The 18,892-nt window shown below is 44.2% G+C and carries 18 protein-coding genes; 9 read left to right on the top strand and 9 right to left on the bottom strand.

What is annotated here, in order from left to right; genetic code table 11:
- Positions 1–90: 90 nt before the first annotated feature.
- From AB4375_RS07130 to AB4375_RS07140, 3 genes are read right to left on the bottom strand one after another with little or no spacing between them, the layout of a single operon-like run.
- Complete coding sequence (locus AB4375_RS07130; protein ID WP_017062756.1) at positions 91–504, bottom strand: biopolymer transporter ExbD; 414 nt, start codon at positions 502–504, stop codon at positions 91–93.
- Positions 501–1,202: a MotA/TolQ/ExbB proton channel family protein gene (locus AB4375_RS07135; protein ID WP_132969242.1), complete on the bottom strand. Its 702-nt coding sequence runs from the start codon at positions 1,200–1,202 to the stop codon at positions 501–503. Before AB4375_RS07135 ends, AB4375_RS07130 begins: the two co-directional genes overlap by 4 nt.
- Positions 1,203–1,204: 2 nt before the next feature.
- Positions 1,205–2,035 carry a TonB family protein gene (locus AB4375_RS07140; RefSeq protein WP_372051253.1) on the bottom strand — a complete coding sequence of 277 codons (831 nt, stop codon included), beginning with the start codon at positions 2,033–2,035 and terminating at the stop codon, positions 1,205–1,207.
- Positions 2,036–2,196: 161 nt separating this feature from the next.
- On the opposite strand from AB4375_RS07140, the gene hutW reads away from it, so the two are divergent.
- The 4 genes from hutW (at position 2,197) to AB4375_RS07160 (ending at position 5,536) form a co-directional block, all read left to right on the top strand.
- Entirely contained in the window at positions 2,197–3,606 is a 1,410-nt protein-coding gene (hutW, locus tag AB4375_RS07145) for a heme anaerobic degradation radical SAM methyltransferase ChuW/HutW (protein WP_372051254.1), read from the top strand.
- 48 nt (positions 3,607–3,654) lie between these two features.
- Positions 3,655–4,176, top strand: coding sequence for a heme utilization cystosolic carrier protein HutX (gene hutX / locus AB4375_RS07150; protein WP_016784265.1), 522 nt, complete (start codon positions 3,655–3,657; stop codon positions 4,174–4,176).
- Positions 4,177–4,331: 155 nt separating this feature from the next.
- Positions 4,332–4,862, top strand: coding sequence for a heme utilization protein HutZ (gene hutZ / locus AB4375_RS07155; RefSeq protein ID WP_004731858.1), 531 nt, complete (start codon positions 4,332–4,334; stop codon positions 4,860–4,862).
- Positions 4,863–4,975: 113 nt separating this feature from the next.
- Positions 4,976–5,536, top strand: coding sequence for an ATP:cob(I)alamin adenosyltransferase (locus tag AB4375_RS07160; protein ID WP_017062752.1), 561 nt, complete (start codon positions 4,976–4,978; stop codon positions 5,534–5,536).
- 94 nt (positions 5,537–5,630) lie between these two features.
- On the opposite strand, the gene AB4375_RS07165 is transcribed toward AB4375_RS07160, so the two are convergent.
- Positions 5,631–6,545 (bottom strand): chemotaxis protein, encoded by a 915-nt coding sequence (locus tag AB4375_RS07165; protein WP_017062751.1) that lies wholly within the window; start codon positions 6,543–6,545, stop codon positions 5,631–5,633.
- Between the two features lie 281 nt (positions 6,546–6,826).
- On the opposite strand from AB4375_RS07165, the gene ppiC reads away from it, so the two are divergent.
- Both ppiC and AB4375_RS07175 read left to right on the top strand, forming a co-directional pair.
- Positions 6,827–7,108, top strand: a complete 282-nt coding sequence (ppiC, locus tag AB4375_RS07170; protein WP_258185064.1) for a peptidylprolyl isomerase PpiC — start codon at positions 6,827–6,829, stop codon at positions 7,106–7,108.
- A 283-nt stretch (positions 7,109–7,391) separates the two neighbouring features.
- The gene (locus AB4375_RS07175) at positions 7,392–8,798 is read left to right on the top strand and encodes an alpha-amylase family glycosyl hydrolase (RefSeq protein ID WP_017062749.1); all 1,407 of its coding nucleotides are present in this window, start codon (positions 7,392–7,394) and stop codon (positions 8,796–8,798) included.
- Between the two features lie 128 nt (positions 8,799–8,926).
- Here AB4375_RS07175 and AB4375_RS07180 read toward each other — a convergent pair whose 3' ends face one another.
- The 4 genes from AB4375_RS07180 to AB4375_RS07195 form a co-directional block, all read right to left on the bottom strand.
- Complete coding sequence (locus tag AB4375_RS07180; protein WP_017062748.1) at positions 8,927–10,798, bottom strand: methyl-accepting chemotaxis protein; 1,872 nt, start codon at positions 10,796–10,798, stop codon at positions 8,927–8,929.
- A gap of 436 nt (positions 10,799–11,234) precedes the next feature.
- On the bottom strand, positions 11,235–12,605 hold the full coding sequence (locus tag AB4375_RS07185) for a YjiH family protein (protein WP_017064319.1): 1,371 nt from the start codon (positions 12,603–12,605) through the stop codon (positions 11,235–11,237).
- 228 nt (positions 12,606–12,833) lie between these two features.
- Positions 12,834–13,508: a YoaK family protein gene (locus AB4375_RS07190; RefSeq protein WP_102427987.1), complete on the bottom strand. Its 675-nt coding sequence runs from the start codon at positions 13,506–13,508 to the stop codon at positions 12,834–12,836.
- A gap of 175 nt (positions 13,509–13,683) precedes the next feature.
- Positions 13,684–14,166, bottom strand: a complete 483-nt coding sequence (locus tag AB4375_RS07195) for a GFA family protein (protein ID WP_372051255.1) — start codon at positions 14,164–14,166, stop codon at positions 13,684–13,686.
- Positions 14,167–14,198: 32 nt separating this feature from the next.
- Here AB4375_RS07195 and AB4375_RS07200 point away from each other — a divergent pair, with 32 nt between their 5' ends.
- From AB4375_RS07200 to AB4375_RS07210, 3 genes are all read left to right on the top strand, one after another.
- On the top strand, positions 14,199–14,852 hold the full coding sequence (locus tag AB4375_RS07200) for a hypothetical protein (protein WP_017062744.1): 654 nt from the start codon (positions 14,199–14,201) through the stop codon (positions 14,850–14,852).
- A 124-nt stretch (positions 14,853–14,976) separates the two neighbouring features.
- Complete coding sequence (locus AB4375_RS07205; RefSeq protein ID WP_009845720.1) at positions 14,977–15,276, top strand: isoamylase early set domain-containing protein; 300 nt, start codon at positions 14,977–14,979, stop codon at positions 15,274–15,276.
- 276 nt (positions 15,277–15,552) lie between these two features.
- Entirely contained in the window at positions 15,553–16,863 is a 1,311-nt protein-coding gene (locus AB4375_RS07210; protein WP_372051256.1) for a peptidoglycan DD-metalloendopeptidase family protein, read from the top strand.
- A gap of 106 nt (positions 16,864–16,969) precedes the next feature.
- Here the strand turns inward: AB4375_RS07210 and AB4375_RS07215 are convergent, their stop codons facing one another.
- Positions 16,970–18,814, bottom strand: coding sequence for a putative bifunctional diguanylate cyclase/phosphodiesterase (locus AB4375_RS07215; protein WP_372051257.1), 1,845 nt, complete (start codon positions 18,812–18,814; stop codon positions 16,970–16,972).
- Positions 18,815–18,892 lie beyond the last annotated feature (78 nt).

Raw genomic sequence — 18,892 nt, forward strand, 5'->3', positions numbered from 1 at the left:
GCATTGTGAGTTCGAATCGATAGAGAGGCTTAGTCTGCTTGTTTAGTTTTATCAACCAGAAGCCAAACCTCGTGAAAATTGAGTGTCGCTCTAGCCATCGTCCGTGAGCAATTGAGTCGCTGGTATTCCGTTTTCTTGAAGGAATGAAAGCAACTTCACTAGGTTCTCCACGTTAGCGGCTTTATCTGCGCCAATGATGATCGGTTTTTTATCCGTTGAACCAGTCTCTTCTAACAGCGCAATCTTGAAGTTTTCCCAGTCGATGTATTCTTGGCCGTTAATTGCCCAGTAGGGTTCGCGGTCTAAAATATTGACGCTAATTGAATCCTTGTGGACTTCAGAAACGTTTTTAACATCCGAGCTTGGCAGCTCAACTTCTAGCGATTCCAGCTTTACCGATGCCGTAAGCAATAGAAAAACCATCACGATAAAAATGATGTCGAGCAGCGGTGTTAAGTCCGGCGCTAGGCTCTGTGTGTGAGATGAGTGGGGCGTTTTAATCATGCTTGGCTCACATCACCGATAGAGGTTTTGTTGACAGGCTTACCTTGAGTATCATCGGACTGATTGGTTTGAATCGACATGCCTTCTAGCCACACATTCACATAGTTCAATGTATGCTCCAGTTGAGCTAGCACTCGATCGGCCCATAACCCTAGTAGCTGCGCCCCTGAAATAGCAGGAAGCGCAATCATCAAACCTGCTGCTGTGGTTCGCATTGCTAATCCAAGACCGTCTGCCAAATCATTAGGCGTGATGCTGCCTGTTGTCGCGGCAACGCCTTTAAACATCTCAATAAGACCAAGTACCGTACCAAGCAAGCCGATGAGTGGGCTGATCACGCCGATCAAACCAAGCAGTCTTAAACCTGCATGAAGCTGGTGGCGTTTTTCTTGTAGCCAGATCCCAGCGGCATCTTCACGTAACCCTTTTGAGAAAGAGTGGTGAGCAAGCAACATTGACACGCCCTTGTACAAGAGCGGGCGTTTACCTGAAATCGACTGAGCAAGCGCTTCAATCTCTTTGCTGTTGGTTGGTGAAATTTGGTTAAGCTCACGACGAATGGCGCGTTTGCCAACACCAATGCTTAACATCACTTGGAAGATACGTTCAGCGATGATCATTGCTGTTAATGCAGAACAGATGAGAAGAGGCCAAGTCATTAAGCCAAGTTGATCTTGTAAGTAACTGATTTGTTGCATGATTAATCCAACCTAAAACGAACAGGTATTTGTACACGGTGAGCAATCGCTCGACCATTGACAGTGTGAGGTGAGAATTTCCATTGTTTAATGGCATCTAATGCGGCGTTATCGAGCATTAGCGCGCCTGATGAATTTACTAATGCTTGTTTAATTTGTTTGCCTTCAGCGTCTAGCCAGATCTCATAAGTCGCGACACCTTCAACGCCACGACGTCTTGCTTGGCGAGGGTAATTCGGTGGGGTAGGACGCGCAGAGAACGAAGGCTTAGTGACTAAAACCGGTTCTTGGTTTGACACGCCTTGGTTTACTTCCTGAGGTTGGTTGGCAGATTCGTCCATATTCTTATCGACTTTCTTGTCGGCCAGTTTCTCTGGTTGAGTGGCTGGTTTGGACTTTGGTTCTGGTTTTAGGTCTGGACGCTCTTTCTTAACCACCTTTTTCTCAGTCACTGGTTTCTTTTGAACCGGCTTTTTCTCGACAACCTTCTTCTCAATAACTTTTTTCTCAACTTTCTTTGGTTGAGGTTTATTGGTGATCGCTTTTTTCTTTGGGGTTGGCTTAGCTTGCTTTGGCTCAACCGTTTTTGTTTCGACTGGTTTAGGTTCGGCTTGTGAGACGGTTTCTTTTATTGGCTCAGGTTCAACTAGCTCTGTGATTGTTTTTTGCTGAGCTTGTGAAGGAACGCTCTTAGGAGTGAAGTTGATCGATACCGTGTTCGATTGGCTACCTGCAGGCATCGCAAATACTTTGGATTCTTGAGCGACAAACAATAACGCTGCATGAATCACTAACGATGCACCGCCTGCAATAACATATCTAGGAACGTTCACAATCAATCCTTTACCAAATCAAAATTCTGTATCGGATTATTGCTTAGAATCTAAATAAGATCAATTATCAATTGCATTATCATTTGCGTGTATTTATGATTCTCTCAGTTTTTAGCGAATAGTCTTCCAGGCTTTGCTATGTAAGTGTTTAGAGAGATTATATGAGTCTTGATATTTATAAATTTGACGAATCAATTTTGGGTGTTTCTAGCCCTGATCCGCTTCGTTTTGCGTTTGCGAAAAAGCATTCTGCACACGCCGGAGGAAGTTCAATTCCGGTCGACCCCAGTAAGAAGTTAGAACTCTTTGACGAACTGATGCTGAGTGAAGGGAAAAAACAGGATAAGCGTTGCCTGTATATTCACATTCCTTTCTGCCGTGTGCGTTGTACGTTCTGTAACTTCTTCCAAAATGCCGCAAGCCGTAAATTGGTGGATGAGTATTTCGATGCACTGATGGTCGAGCTAAAGCAGAAAGCCAAAACACCTTGGGCTCAGTCTGGACTATTTCACGCCGTCTATATTGGTGGCGGAACTCCCACCGATTTGTCGCCTCAACAAGTTGAGCAGCTGGGTAAAGCGATTCGTCAATATTTCCCACTAGCAAACGATGTTGAGATGACATTGGAAGGGCGCATCAATCGATTTGGTGACGAGATGTTTGATCGTGCGCTTGAAGGTGGCTTCAATCGTTTCTCGTTCGGTATTCAAAGTTTCAATACTCAGGTTCGACGTAGTGCTAAGCGCCTAGATGACCGAGAGGTTGTGCTAGAACGTATCAGTTCACTAAGCCGCACCGAGCAAGCGCCAATCGTTCTTGATCTGATATACGGATTACCACACCAATCTATGGAAGTGTTCCAACAAGATTTAGAAGACTACATGTCTACTGGCGCACACGGCATTGACCTCTACCAACTGATTGTTGCGGGCAATGCACCTATGCTTAATCTTGTTGAGAAAGGAAAAATCCCACCGCCTGCGAATACGCCAGATAAGGCGAGCATGTATTTGGCGGCTGTGGAGTTCATGGCAAAAAATAAGGTCAAGCAACTGAGCGTAAACCACTGGACTCGTGATAACCGCGAACGCAGCATTTACAACAGCTTAGCGAAAACTTATGCCGAAGTTCTACCCATTGGTTGTGGCGCTGGTGGCAACATCGGCGGTCATGGTGTGATGCAGCATCGAACTTTAGACAGCTACATGGAGTCTATAAAGCAAGGTCAATTACCTATTGCCATGATGACTAAGCAAAGCTCATTAGAGCCTATCTTCTCAACATTAAAGGCAGGTTTCGATTCTGGTGTTGTTAGAAGAAGTACGCTACCGAGATTTATGGGGCAAGATACGTTCGACTACCTCAAACCTTTGTTCGCGCATTGGGAAAAGAACGGTTTAGTTGAGCTTTCGGAAGATTATCTGAGCCTGACTATTGCTGGCAGCTTTTGGGCGGTAAGCCTAGCGCAGAGTGTGATTCAAGTGCTTAACGCTGAATACCAAGCTATGCACCCAGCGCCTAAAGCGTCAGGTTCGGGCGTACACCCGTATGCAAGTTTGAAGCACGCTTAATATCGAATTTTTAGTTTATAACTTACTCGTTTATACGGAACATATTCAATGACAGATACAACATTAGAAATGACAGAAACTCTAGAACAACGCGTAGCTCTAATTTTAGAAGAAGAGCCAAAACTACTGCCAACAGCAATTGCTGAGAAGCTAGGTGTTTCAGAGGTTGAAGTGGTTGCTGCTTTTCCAAACGACATGGCGGTAATGCTAGATGGCAGCCGTGCTCAAGAGATTCTAGAAGGTTTAGTGGGTTGGGGCCCTGTGACCACTATCGTGCATTCATTTGGTTCTATCTTTGAAGTTAAAGCGCCATTCCCGAAAGGTAAGGTAGCGCGTGGTTACTACAACCTAATGGGCAAAGAGGGCGAGCTTCATGGTCACCTTAAACTTGATAACGTTAAACATATCGGTTTGGTGAGCAAGGCGTTCATGGGTCGTGAAAGTCATTACTTCGGCTTCTTCAGTGAAACCGGTGAGAACATTTTTAAGATTTACCTAGGCCGCAACGAAAAGCGTGAGCTTATTGCCGACCAAGTAGAACGCTTCAAAGCGCTAAAAGAACAAGCTTAAGTTCAATTTACAGTAAATAATCAGCAGCAATCTTACATAGGGTTGCCAACTGGCTTAAACAAGACATCAATGCTCGAGGATCGTTTAGTTCGCTAATGATCGCTCAACCTTGGGCAAAAATAATAAATCAGAGAAAGTGAAGAAAGGAATTACCCATGGAACAGCAAGTAAAACAAGAACGTCTACAAGGTCGCCTAGGTCCAGAAATTAAAGAGTTTCGCCAAGAGCGCCGTACCCTTCAACTTGCAACGGTTGATGAAGAAGGTCGCCCGAACGTAAGTTACGCACCTTTCGTTCAGAACCAAGAAGGTTACTTTGTTCTAATTTCTGATATTGCTCGTCATGCTCGCAACTTGAAAGCGAACCCTCAGGTCTCTTTGATGATGATTGAAGACGAAGAGAGCTCGAAGCAACTTTACGCACGTAAACGTTTAACGTTTGATGCTCAAGCAAGTGTTGTGGAGCGTGAAACGGAACTTTGGACTCAAGTGATTGGCCAGATGCAAGAGCGTTTTGGTGAAATCATTGATGGTTTGAGCCAACTTCAAGACTTCTCTCTGTTTAACCTTAAAGCTGAGAACGGCCTGTTCGTTAAAGGCTTTGGTCAGGCATACCAAGTGTCAGGCGACGATCTGGTGGATTTCGTTCACCTACAAGAAGGTCACAAAAAAGTATCTAACGAGTAATCTCGTTTAATCGATTTCTTTAGGAGCCCTCCAATGTGAGGGCTTTTTTATGTCTAAATCAAAGAGTTTGGTATATTGGCGTTTGATGACTATTTATATGTAAGGATCGGTACGTGAAACCAGTAAGTCGAGATTGGGACGAGTTCTGTTACCCGTTTATTTATGAAGACAGTCCTATCTGTGATTTTGAGATTTTGTCGGATGAACTTTGTTGCCGAGTTGGATTGGTGTTGTCTTTAGAGCTAGAGCCTCAGGTTCGTGAGATCCTGCAACGCTTGCAGCCAAACATCTACCATTTGAATGGCTCTGTGCGCGGTAAGCTTGCCATCACCGAGTCTGAATTGGTCGAGCTCAAGCAAGATTATCATCGTATCCGTGAGCAGTTAGAAGGGGGGGTTAAAGGCTTTGTCTTACCCGGTGGACACCGAGTGTCTAGTGAACTTCACTTGTGTCGTTGTCAGGCTAAGAAAGTTGTGCGAGCTTTGGTGAGTATTGAACATCATGAAAGCAAAAAGTCGCCAGACCCGATTCTTTTTAAATACGCCAACCTAGTCGCGAACACTCTCTATGCATTGGCCTCTTTTACCAATCATGTGAATGAAGTCGAGGAAGTGGAATTTGTGAGTAAGAGCTACTCTATGCCGAAAAAGTCTATGCCAGAAAACAAAGACTAACGGTTAGCTCTATTCTTATTAAGATTTGAAGAAAGAAGAGACTAAGAAGCTAAACCATTGAGCACTATGCCAGGTTTAGCTTCTATAACAGAGCCTAAGCAGCCGTAGAGGCGCCGTTTAAGACTTTTGCGCCGCGTAGCATAGCTTCGATTAATTCACCCGCGTTGAACTTCTCAAGCGCTTCATGCGCCCCCACCTGATTAGCACGGTCGACACAGATCTCACTGGACAGTGAGGTATGCAAAATACAGTAAGCGTGACTTAAAGCGCTGTCGTTTTGCACTTCAAATGCAAGCTCATAACCATCTAATCCCGGCATCTCGATATCACTCACCAGAAGATCAATGGCATTGCCAGCGCTGGCTTGGCGTCGCATTAGGTCGATGGCATCTAAGCCGTTGTTACATATGCTGTAAGGGATGTTGATGCTGTCTAAGGCATCAGATAACTGTTTACGTGCAATCAAAGAGTCATCCACTAATAAGATGTTCAATGCTTTGAGGCGTTCCCTTTCTACATCGGTCAGCATCGGGATATGAGCATTCTCATAAGCTGGGTAGATCTTAGAAAGCAGCAGTTCCACATCGAGCATTTGCACAATACGGTCTTCAAAACGTGTAATACCCGTTACAAACACATTGCGACCCACACTGGTGGGTGGAGATTCAATGCTCTTCCAGTCGCATTCAATGATTTTATCAATTGAACGAACCAAGAACGCCACAACTGTTCTCAAACAGTCAGTAACGATGAGTACACAATCTTGGTATTCAGCGGGTGTTATCGGACGGAAGCCAATCGCAGCGGACATATCAATCACAGGAACTGTAAGGTCGCGGATAGTCACTGTACCAATCACGTGATGATGGGAGTAGGGGATCTGAGTCATCGGCTGAAAAGGGACGATTTCTCTGACCTTAAGCGTGCCAATCGCAAAACTTTGAGTGAGGGACAACTTGAACATCAACATTCCCTGTGACTGACTCGCTTTACTGATCGGTTTGGCCATAAGTGGCTCCTACTTAATACGCGCTTAATTTATAAGGATTAATTTAAAGGGAAATGGAAGCCGCAGCAAGTCGCGATGCGGTTTTTAATGGCCTTTAAGGCAGTTGTTTTCGGTTATAGAGTGAAGAATAGCGGTTCTTGGGTTAAAATCACGCTAAACGCTGGCTGTCGATGAATTTATGTCGATAAGCCGTTAGCGGCAAACAGATTTACAACAGTCAGTTCATTCGCGATGTTCTAAGTAATCGTCGTAAGTAAACTGGCAGCAACAAACTGAGAATTATCATGGCAAGAACAGCAGCAGCGCTTCATATTCTGGTGAAGCATAAAGAACTAGCAGAAGACATCATGACGCAGCTTAAAAAGGGCGCTAAATTTCAAACGCTAGCGAAGAAACATTCAACCTGTCCATCTGGTAAAAAGGGCGGCGACCTAGGTGAGTTCAAAAAAGGTCAAATGGTGCCTCAGTTTGATAAGGTTTGTTTCTCTGGCGAGACGCTTGTACCACACCTTGTGAAAACAAAATTTGGCTGGCACGTCGTGAAGGTTCTTTACAGAACTTAGTTATAAATATGTGTTAGATTGAATAAAAGGAGCGTATATACGCTCCTTTTTTGTGACTTTTGTGCGCGTTTTAAAGCACTACGGTTGAGTGTTCATCCCAGACGTTATGCGATAATTGGTGCTACGCCCTCAACCATCCACCGTGAGTAATTGGTAGGAGGAGGAGGGTTTTTAATGAGTAACTCATATAATAAATGCCATTCTTGAGGAAATTTATTGCAGCTTTGCCTTTTAGCCTTTGCCTTTTCTAAAAAGCTGTAAACGAGTTTGGTAGGAGAACAACATGGAGAGTTCAGCTATGTTAAGCAAACCAGCGACAGATGTCATATTGCATGCCTTTGACTGGTGCTACGCTGACGTAATGAAGAACGCCCCACTGATCCAAGAGTTGGGTTATAAATCTGTTTTAGTATCACCGGCGATGAAATCGCTGCGCGGCCCTAAAGGTTGCGATCGAAATTCTGGCACTCAATGGTGGCAACGCTATCAGCCCCAAGACTATCGTGTGATCGATAATCAGTTGGGTGACACACAAGATTTTAAAGCGATGGTCGACACGTTAAAGCGACATGGGCTTCGTACTTATGTGGATGTGGTGTTTAACCACATGGCCAACGAATCGGGTATCCGCGGTGATCTAACGTATCCCAATCAGCAAGACATGGCGTCTTATCAAAAAGATGCTGACTATTATGAATCCATACGTTTGTTTGGTGACCTTTCTGAGCCTCTATTTGATGAGAACGACTTCGTGGAGGCGTTTGGCATCAAGAACTGGAAAGACACTTGGGAAGTGCAAAACGGGCGTATTACCGGTGGCGCGAGCGACCCTGGCCTGCCAACGCTGCTTGATAACGATAATGTGGTGGCACAGCAAAGAGCCTACCTAAAAGCACTGAAAGAGATTGGTGTGAAAGGGTTTCGCATTGACGCGGCAAAGCACATGACACTGGCACATCTACGCAAGGTGTGGACTGATGACATCTGCGAAGAAATGCACATCTTCGGTGAGATCATTACCGATGGCGGCGCGACAGAAGAAGAGTATGAGCTGTTCCTTGAGCCTTATCTTAAACACACTCGCTTAGGCGCTTACGATTTCCCGTTGTTCAACACCATCTTCAAAGCATTTGAAGAGCAGGGCAGCTTTAAGTCTTTGATTAACCCATACTGTTTTGGTCAGGCTCTGTCGAATATGCGAGCGATCACGTTTGCGGTCACTCATGATATTCCCAATAACGAGGTGTTTTTGGAGCATGTGATGGATGAAGTGGATGAGCGATTGGCTCATGCTTTCATTCTTGGTCGAGATGGCGGTGTGCCGCTTGTTTACAGTGAACTGAGCACAAGCGGTATTCTGGACAAGAGCGGTCAGCCTCGTTGGCTTAACGACTGGCAAGCGCCTTACATGAAAAGCATGATTCAATTCCATAACCATGTTCATGGCGAAGCGATGCGTGTGGTTGAAGCGAATGATGATTTGTTGGTGTTTGTCCGTGGCGATAAAGGCATTGTGGTGATCAACAAGTCGAAGCGAAGCAAAACAGCCTCATTAAATTGGACTGGTGCGGTAACCGATTTACTGTCGGATGATGTGTTTGAATGTGTTGGTAAGGATTTAACCATCAAGGTGGAATCGAACCAATGCATGATGTTAACGACGAATGAATTGAAGCCTGTCACGAGTTAACTTGGATAGACTAGAAAGAGAAGCCCCGCTTACTGGCAATCAGTAATCGGGGCTTTTTATTTTAAGCTATTGCTCGGTAACTAAACCAAATGGCGACTCAGCCAAACGGCAACTGAGCCAAACCTTGGTTAAACCGTAAACTTATTCAATAGCTCGTCTTGTTGGCGAACATTGTCAGTTTGCTGCTGCATTGCGGTATTCGCTTCTTGGGCCGCTGTTGATACTTGTGTTGAAAGGTCTTTGATCTTAACAGTGTTGTTATTGATCTCTTCCGCTACTAAGCTCTGCTCTTCTGCCGCTGAAGCAATCTGGATGTTCATATCTGAGATGCGTTGAATCGCGTCACGGATACGGTCAAGTGAAGAGTTCGCTTGCTGAGCGCGTTCAACGGCGTCAGTGGCTGTGTCTTTACTTTGGTTCATCGCGTTCGATACTGAGCTTGCACCCGCTTGGAGCTGCTCGATCATGTTGCGGATTTCCGTAGTTGATTCTTGAGTACGTTGTGCCAGAGTACGAACTTCATCGGCAACGACTGCGAAACCACGGCCTGATTCACCAGCACGCGCCGCTTCAATAGCCGCATTCAATGCCAGTAGGTTGGTTTGGTCTGCAATATCGTTGATTACTTTTAGAATTGTTTCGATGTTGGCTGTTGCTGATTCAAGTACTTGTACTTCGGCAACCGCTTGGTCGATACGTGCTGAAAGGTTATCAATCGCTTGAGTGGTGTCACTTACGACAGATGTGCCGTCTAGCGTTGCTTCGTCTGCTTCACGGGCTGCCGCTGCTGCGCCTTGAGCATTGTTTGCAACTTCAGTTGCAGTAACCGCCATCTCGTTCATTGCAGTCGCTAACTGTTCAAGCTCTTCCAGTTGGGTATTCATCGCTTTCGCTGATTCGCCTGCACCTTTAACCGTGATTTCAGTACCACGCTTAATTTCAACACCAATCGCTTTCGATTGAATGATCTGATTTTGCAGGTTTTCAGTAAAGGTGTTGAAACCTTTCGCTAGGTCAGAGAACTCTTGGTCTGTGTTGGTATCTAGGCGCTTAGTTAAATCACCTTGACCGCTCGCCACATCTTGAATGGCTTGGTTAAGCGCATCCAGTGGACGCATTAACACACGAATCAGAACAGTCAGTGCAATGATGCTGAGAATAACTGCAATCAACGAGTAGATCATTGAGCTGTTCTTCAATTCTTCAACGGTTTGGAACGCGATCTCTTCATCGAGGATTGCACCTATATACCAATCTTCACTAGGGATGTGGGTGAAATTAACTAGGAACATTTTGCCGTCGACTTCAATTTCTTGAGAGCCTTCACGAATAGTCGCTTGTGGCATGTAGCTTGATAGCGTTTCACCGTTGTTTTTCGCATTTGGGTGAGCAATCGTGGTGCCGTCGGCTGTTACTAGGAACAGGTAACCCGCATCAAACAAGTTCACTTGGTTGACCAAGGTAGCAAGGTTCGTCAATTCTAGGTCGTAGAACATACCCGCAGTAAAGCGGCCGTTGTCTTTAACTGGAGTACCTACTGATATGATGACTTTCTTACTTGATGCATCCACATAAGGAGCGGTAACAACTAAACTGTTTTTGGATTTAGCATCAATGTACCAAGGACGAATTCGTGGGTCGTAGTCTGGACCGGCATCCCAACCATCATCATTTTCAATAACGAAACCGTTTGCTTCATAACCAAAACCAACCGCTAGGAAGCTGTTTTTAAGCTTTGGCTTTTCTAAGATTTCTTTAACGTAAGCGCGATCTTCAGGGTTGATCTCGATGACTTCAGTCGTCGATTGAGCCAACGCTTTCTTGGCGTTCATCTCCGATACGACGGTATTTTTCACGCCCGAGACCATCTCTTTCAGGCTCGCATTGACGTGGTTTTCTACTGCACTTCTTACAGTGTAAAGTTGTTGTATTGAAAGCAATGATACTGTCACTAGCAGCAAGGCTGATGATGCAGCAACCACCTTATGGCTAAATTTCATTGAGTTTTCCCCTTCTCACAGGCTTTGCGAAGACTAAAGTTAATCGTGTTTTTGTAATTATATATATCGACTAGATTGGGTTTTACTTGAATGTAATTTCACAAAATAGACTGCAAAAATACAACAATCTAAACAATACAAAATTCACTAAATCACATATTTGTTACTTTTAGTATTTGGTTCAATGAGTTGGGGAATGGGGCTAGACAGAGTTTAAGGAGGGATTAAGAATGTATTAATTTGACGATTATGCGTTCAGTTTTCTATTAACAAGAGGCGGGGTGAACAAACGATATGAAATCAAATGACATGCGGAGCTTATAAATTAATTGAACTCCAAATAATACTGTGTATATATTATTCGCAAATAAAAAGCCCCACAAAAGTGAGGCTTTATAAACTGAATCTTTATTGAGTTACATAAGTAGTATCTAATTTAGAATATTAGATGCGCTACACCAGCGATAACTGGAAGCGTAATTAACGTACGTAGAATAAAGATAATAAACAGTTCTAAGATGTTCACTGGAATCTTACTGCCTAGAAGCAGAGCGCCCACTTCAGACATGTAGATCAGCTGAGTTACCGACATTGCTGCAATAACAAAGCGAGTCATCTCGTTGTCGATAGAAGCCGCAAGGATTGCTGGGATAAACATGTCCGCAAAACCAACAACAATCGTTTCAGATGCTGCAACCGCTTCAGGAACACCAAGTAGCTCTAGGAATGGAATGAAAGGCTGACCTAGGATTGAGAACACAGACGTGTATTCCGCAATAACCAGTGCCATTGTACCTAAACCCATAACAACAGGCAGTACGCCAAATACCATATCTACGGCGTTACGAACGCCTTCGCCAAATACAGATTTAGCCGACTTTACTTGAGATGCTTTATTTACCGCTAGCTCAAGACCCCAAGAGAACGTTGAGTGACCTGCTGGGATCGCGTCAGCGTCTTTGTGCGGCTTGCTGCCATCAATGAAAGTATCTTTCTTCATGCTTAGTGGTGGAAGGCGAGGGATGATCACCGCTGCCACAATACCCGCTAAACAGATTGCTGCGTAGAAAGGTAGGAACAGGTGCTCTAGTTCTACCTGAGCAATAACCACAAGACTGAATGTGATAGATACTGCTGAGAAAGTCGTACCAACAACCGCAGCTTCACGCTGAGTGTAGAATTTCTTCTCGTACTGTTTGCTTGTAAGCAGGATACCAACACTGCCGTCACCCAACCAAGAAGCCATACAGTCAATAGCACTGCGGCCTGGTAGGTTGAAGATTGGACGCATGATTTTACTTAGTAGCGTGCCAAACAGCTCTAGTAGACCAAAGTTAAGTAGAAGCGGAAGTAGCAAACCAGCAAAGATGAATACTGAGAACAGTGTCGGAAGCAGGCCTTCTAGAACCAGACCACCAGTATTTTCTTCCCAAATAACCTCAGGCCCAACTTGGAAGAAAGCCATAACGGCTGCAGCACCACCAATTAAACGAACCAGCAACCACAGTGGAGATGGGTTGAAAAGGCCGTTTAAAAATGAATTTGATGTAATGAATGTAGGCTTAAAAATGGTGCTTAAAACTGAAGCTACAGACATGAAAGCAACGATCGCAGTGATGATAGGAACTAAATATTCACCGAAAACCGCTTGAATTGATTTGGCTAAGATAGCTACAGGGATGGTTAGATCACCTTGATAGCTGATTGGCGCCATGAAAAGGAATAAACCAATCAATGATGGGATTAAGAAAACCCAGAAACTGCCTTTAGATTTCTCTGTTTGAGCAGTATTCGTGTTGTTAGACATGTTATTGTTCTCGAATTTCTACACGTAAAAAAGCCACATCCTTGGCATTTTTATTCACTAAACGTCCGTATTTTCTCATTGGGTGCAAGATTACCCAGTATTAATATCGCTTGCAATACTATTCATCAAATATAGCTAAATATTCATACTGGTTATTCTGCAACGTATTAAGAGTTTAGAATAAAGTGTTGCGGATGTTACGTAGTTTGAGGTTATATTGCCAGATATTTATAAATTGACTGGGGTTTCAGTTCGATAGGTCAAGTATAACCAGTAGCTAAACGCAATAATGAAAGCAAAAGAGGCAGGGAAAGCCAATGCCAAGATTTCGAAGCGTTGGAACAGACAAGCGCCAATTAAGCCGCCAAACAGGAAGCCAACCACAATGAAAATTAGCAGTTTGGCTTTACGGCAGTCAAAAGGCATCCCCTTTAAGCGAGCGCCAATCATGATCCCAAGATCGGTAATGATCCCGCTCATGTGTGTTGTTCGAATGATTGCCCCGCTGTAAGTGGTGATCATCGCGTTCTGCAAACCACACGCGGCTGAAGCGAAATACTGACCTGAAGTATAGCCTTGCAACAGTGTCCACAGCGCCAAAAACAGCAATCCACCCTCAATACATAGTGCAACACCGTAACGGCGTCCTAACTTCAATGCTTGGTTTTCAATAAAGAACCCGCTGAACGCCGCACCTAACATGAAGCTCATGATCACCAATAGGAGGTGAACAGAAGCCGAGGTCGGTGTAAGCAGGCTACTGCCTAGCAAAGACATGGTGCCGGAGATATGGGAGATAGCTTGATGTTGGAAGCCAAGTAAGCCGATAGCATTAACACTGCCAGCAAGACCAGCTAACAAAAGGGCGCCGTATTCAACCCAGCGAGGTAACTTAGAAATCATGTGGTTCACCCTGGGTTAAATAGAGGAGCAAGATTATAACGCTAGACAAAAGATACGCTAGCGCTGTGAAGCGGTGATATTTGATCTTAGGCAACAGTATTGCAGTTTGTTTTAATACTGTTGCTATATAAAGATAACGGTCAATAACGAGATAAAGATAACGCTCAATGACGAACTAGTTGTAATGGCTCATTTGGTGGTCGAACTTAACCCAACCGTGTTTGCGTTCTTCATAAACCGAAAAGCTCGGCAGTGGGAAGTCTTGCTCTTTAAATAATCCGAGCGGGACGATATAAAAATCAGCGGCGGCAACCGACTGCAAAAGCATGGTGGTGCCACACTTGGGACAAAACTGATAGGTCACTTCATTACCCGTATCGCTGATGCGTGAAAAAGAGGTCACTTCACCGCTGAGTGTAACTTGTTCTATTGGGAACTGAGCCTGAATGCCGAACACACTTCCGGTGCGTTTCTGACACTCATAGCAATGGCAGACAGATGTACGTTGAGGTTCACCTCGGCATACTAGGTTGACTGCTCCACAGCGGCATTCGCAACTTCTGATATTTCTATCTTTAATATGATTGATATCCATCCATGCTCCACTTCTGGTTAACCCTGTATTGATAATTATACTAAAGCCCTTTATGGTCTGCACAACTGGATGAAAACAAAAGAATATAATTGCCCATGAAAAAGAAAATCTTACCTATCCCTCTGATTCTACTGATTCCAATTGTCATGCTGGTTGTGGTGATAGTAGCGGGTATTTATCGCTTTAGCTTAAGTGATGAAGAGATCTTGGCGAAGTTTCCTTCTTCTCAAGTCAGTTATGACCCTGTTGTTGAGACCGTTTTTGATTTGAAGACGACCAATCCATGGACAATTAAAGTACCTGAGACTAACGCCTACGCTTTTATCAATGAAGTTGATGAGCCTAGAGCCATCGCGTTTGGACGCTATGACTCAGGTGTTGAGCGCGGTGTGGTAACGGTAGACACAAATAATCTTTCAGCCGCCACGTTGGGCAAGGCGAGTTTCTTTGTCGCGCCGATGTGGATATCTAACCAAGGCAGCGGTGTTTTCTATTATCTAGGCCTGTTTAAGCATGACCAGCAACGAAGCCGTGTGGTGTTAGTCGACCAACTTTTACTGGGTGACCGTATACAAATTCAGACATTGGAGGTCGCTCAGCTGCCAGATTCGCAATCACAGAATAAACTTACTGGGGAAGGTTTTATCGGCTTTACTCAGCATTCTGCGGAACAATCATTTGCAGAACCCCCTTCTGAAAAGGTGTTAATGAGTTTTTCTTTTGATACGCAATCAATTGGTAAGCAATAACGTTTGCGTGAATGTAAGGATCTGTTGTTTATGTGAGCCAAATTACATATTATCTTAGTTAGATGAATGAAATTTAGACACAGTTAGCTTTGTGTCCGCTTATTATTACAAATGGAGCTTGCGAATGATTAATAAACGTTTTTTTAAGACGAAAGATGAAGTTGAAGTGACCTTCGAGCTAGAAGCTCAAGAAGCGAACTCTGTATCCATCGTTGCTGACTTTCTTGATTGGAAAGCCACCCCAATGAAAAAACTGGCCAAAGGGAAGGTTTACAAGTTTAAAACTCGTCTACCTAAAGATGGCGAGTTTCAATTCCGCTACCTAGTTGATGACCAACAATGGGTGAACGATGCTAATGCCGATCGTTACATCCCAAATGAATTTGGTGAAGACAACTGCCTAGTGTCGACGGTAAACGCATAATCTTTTCTTAAAACCAGCGACTAATTCGCTTCGTTTATTAATTATTCGAAACGGAATAACGTCAACCAATAGAAAGCAGAAACTAGCCATTTCTGCTTTTTTATTTTTAAATTTAGCGGTTAATTTTATTTCTTATCTAGTGGCTCTTCATCTACGGCAACTCAATGACTTAGGCTAAGTTGGGAAGATTCACATCATATTATGACAATGCATTGATGATTTATGCGTTTGAAAAGCATATCCTATGCCTTTATATCGTAGAAAGACCTGTTTACCGTGTATTCAAAAATATTTCCCTCTCCGTTTGCTGAGCTTTCACCTGTAAAAAAAGTAGCTATTTTGGGACTGCCACTTATTGCTGCGATTGGTGTTGCTCTGCAATCGTCACAATCGGATCTGACGAAAACGATCGATCTTGATTTGCCCGACTCAACCGTTATTGAGTCAATTCTGTCACCTTCTTCTGTTACTGTTATCGAACCGCCAACGTTTGAGTACCAAATTCAATCTGGCGATAACTTGAGTAGCATCTTCACGCAACTTGGATTTTCTTATAAATCGATGATGAGCGTGATGGAAACTGATTTGAACTTCCTTGCTTTAGATACGCTTCGTCCGGGTAATACATTACGCTTTTGGCGTGATGAAGCGACCGGCGACCTTTCTAAAATGGAACTTCAATTTAGCGTCGCGGACAAAGTGGTTTACCGATTACTTGGTGACGGCAGCTACGAATTCGAAGACATCTCTATTCCTGGTGAATGGAAGCAAAAACCTTTAGTGGGTGATATTCAAGGCAGCTTCTCTATGTCGGCGAACAAGGTTGGCCTGAGCAGTCTTGAGATTGACCATATTGTGACTCTTCTTAAAGATAAGCTGAACTTTAGCCGAGACCTACGTGCTGGCGATCAGTTTGAAGTGCTTCAAAAAGCGCAATATGTTGATGGTGTTGCAACCGGAAAACGTGAAATTGAAGCAATTAAGATCATGAATCGTAACCGCGTTGTGTCAGCATACTTACACACTGACGGACAATATTACGATGCTAATGGCGATAGCTTACAACGTGCTTTCCAACGTTACCCAGTGAGCAGTAGCTGGCGCCAAAGTTCTCAGTTTAACCCTAAGCGCTTACACCCTGTGACTGGCCGTATTTCACCGCACAACGGTACGGATTTCGCGACACCAATTGGCACACCTGTTCAAGCAACGGGTGATGGCAAAGTGATCATGACGCGTAAACACCCTTATGCGGGTAACTATGTGGTGATTCAACACGGTAGCACTTATAAAACGCGCTACTTGCACTTAAGCAAGATCCTTGTTCGTAAAGGACAAACGGTATCTCGTGGTCAACGTATTGGCCTATCGGGTAAAACGGGTCGAGTGACAGGTGCTCACTTGCACTATGAACTGATCGAACGTGGTCGCCCTGTTGATGCGATGAAAGCGAATATCCCAATGGCCGATTCTGTGCCTAAAAAGGAAAAAGCGACATTCACAGCCGCGAGAGATGAAGCCGACAAGCTATTGAAGGCAGCGTTAGAAACGCGCAATCTAGCAATGGTTAATAATGCTAGTAAGTAGCTAGCCATTAAACTGTTTTAAAGCCGCAAGAGCATCACAAAGCACAGTCAGTGTTAAGTGATGCTCTTGCGGCTTTTTAGTTCTCCATAGAAGGTTCGGTAAGGGTTTAAACTAAAGGCTCTGAGTGCGCGACATAGCTAACGATAGCTTCAGGCCGCATTGGAGGTGAGTAGAGGTAACCTTGGATCTTGTCACATCCCATCGCGTGCAGCTTTTCTAATTGCTCACGCTTCTCAACACCTTCCGCAACCAAAGATACATCGAGTCTATGGGCCAGTTGAACAATCAGCCATACTACGCTCTCTGAGGTCGAACTAGTTAACAAGTCTCGAATAAAGGTCGCATCAATTTTAATGTAATCGATAGGGTAGCTGTGGATGTAGTTCAAACTGGAGTAGCCTGTACCAAAGTCGTCGAGTGCAATCGTGAAGCCTTGTCCTCTCAGAAAGTTAAGCGCGGATTTTGTCTCTTGTGTTGGCGATAACAGAACGGTTTCGGTTAACTCGATAACAAACTCATTCGCCTTAAAATGGTGCTGTTCAATGGTTCGAGTCAGGTAGGATATATAACGTTTCGAATCAGTAAGCTCGTGCGCAGAGCAGTTGATTCCAAGTTTAACCTTGTAGCCCAAGCCTTGCTCTAGTGTGGTTTTAGCGCGGCACACCAATTCAATAATGCGTTCACCTAATTCGACAATCAGCCCTGACTCTTCTGCCACTTGAATAAACTCTACGGGTGAGATGTCTCCATGTCTGGCGGTTTTCCAGCGAGTCAGTACCTCGAAATATTCCCATTGCGTTTCACCTTGACCCACAATCGGCTGTACCACTACGTACATTCCATTGCTGTCGGGGATATAGCTTTGTGAAATTGGGTTTTCCAGCTCACTTCGTAGCGCTGCGACTAGCTCGGTTTTTCTTTGGTAACGAACTCTTAAGTGAGTGTCATAACATTGAATATGAGTATCTTGGCTGTGTTTACACTCTTTAAGCGCCAAGCTGGTATTGAAGATGATTTGCTCAACGTCTTTGTTGTCTCCATCCGAACTGGCAATACCGATGCTGACGTCGAAATCTATCTTGATATCAACGCTACTGTAGCCCTGCTTAATTTTGGCCAGTATTTGTTCGCACACGGCTATCGGTTCAGAATGGTAGGTGATGAAGGCGAACTCGTTGCCAGCAGTCCGGAAAGTCAGGTTGCTTTCAGGTAAAGTTCGGCGCAATATTTCTGCGATAAACTGCAGCACCTTGTCGCCAATATAATTACCGTGCATATCATTAATGGCTTTGAAGCTATTGATATCGAGTAAAGCCAATGTAAAAGGAGTGACGCTCTGTTGAGTAATCGACTCTAAGGTATCTGATAAACAGCTTCGGTTGAGTAACCCGGTTAGGCTGTCGTGTGACACCTCATAACTAAGCTGATTTACAAGTTGTTCGGAACGATCGTTAAACCACATTTCACGCAAGGTGTGGATGATGATGTCGGCGAACAATTGATGGTGCTTTACCACGTCTTGTTGCTGATCAGGGCTAAGAGGCGAGGTGAACGTTGAAAACAGCACGCCCATCACTTCGCCACTTTGAGTTTGAGTCGGGATCGCGATGGAGTTTTGTGAGGTGATTTCCTGCCTAAATGCCGATGTTGGCAATGACTGGACGATGTACTGAGAAAATGAGCAATCTGGGTGTCTTTGATTGACGGCTTGTTGGTAGATGTGACCATGGCGCGCATTGATTTTGTCATGTAATACATGATCAGAATGGGCGATCACCAAAGGAACGGTTTGGTCAGGGAAGTACTTCTTCTCAATGATGCTAGTGTATTGAGTATCAAAGGTCTGATGTAAAGTAAGCACAGCTGACTCTAAAAGGTCGATACCTTCCAATTTCAGCAAACGGCCAATGCGCTCTGTGTCTATCATGCTATTGTGCGTATGTTGAGTCATAGCCACCACCCCTAGTTAACCAGATTCACTGTGTAAGCGGTATACGTATTATCTTGTATATGTGCGAACTTGTATAAT

Source organism: Vibrio sp. 10N.261.51.C6 (assembly GCF_041471785.1).
Classification (GTDB): Bacteria; Pseudomonadota; Gammaproteobacteria; order Enterobacterales; family Vibrionaceae; genus Vibrio; species Vibrio crassostreae_C.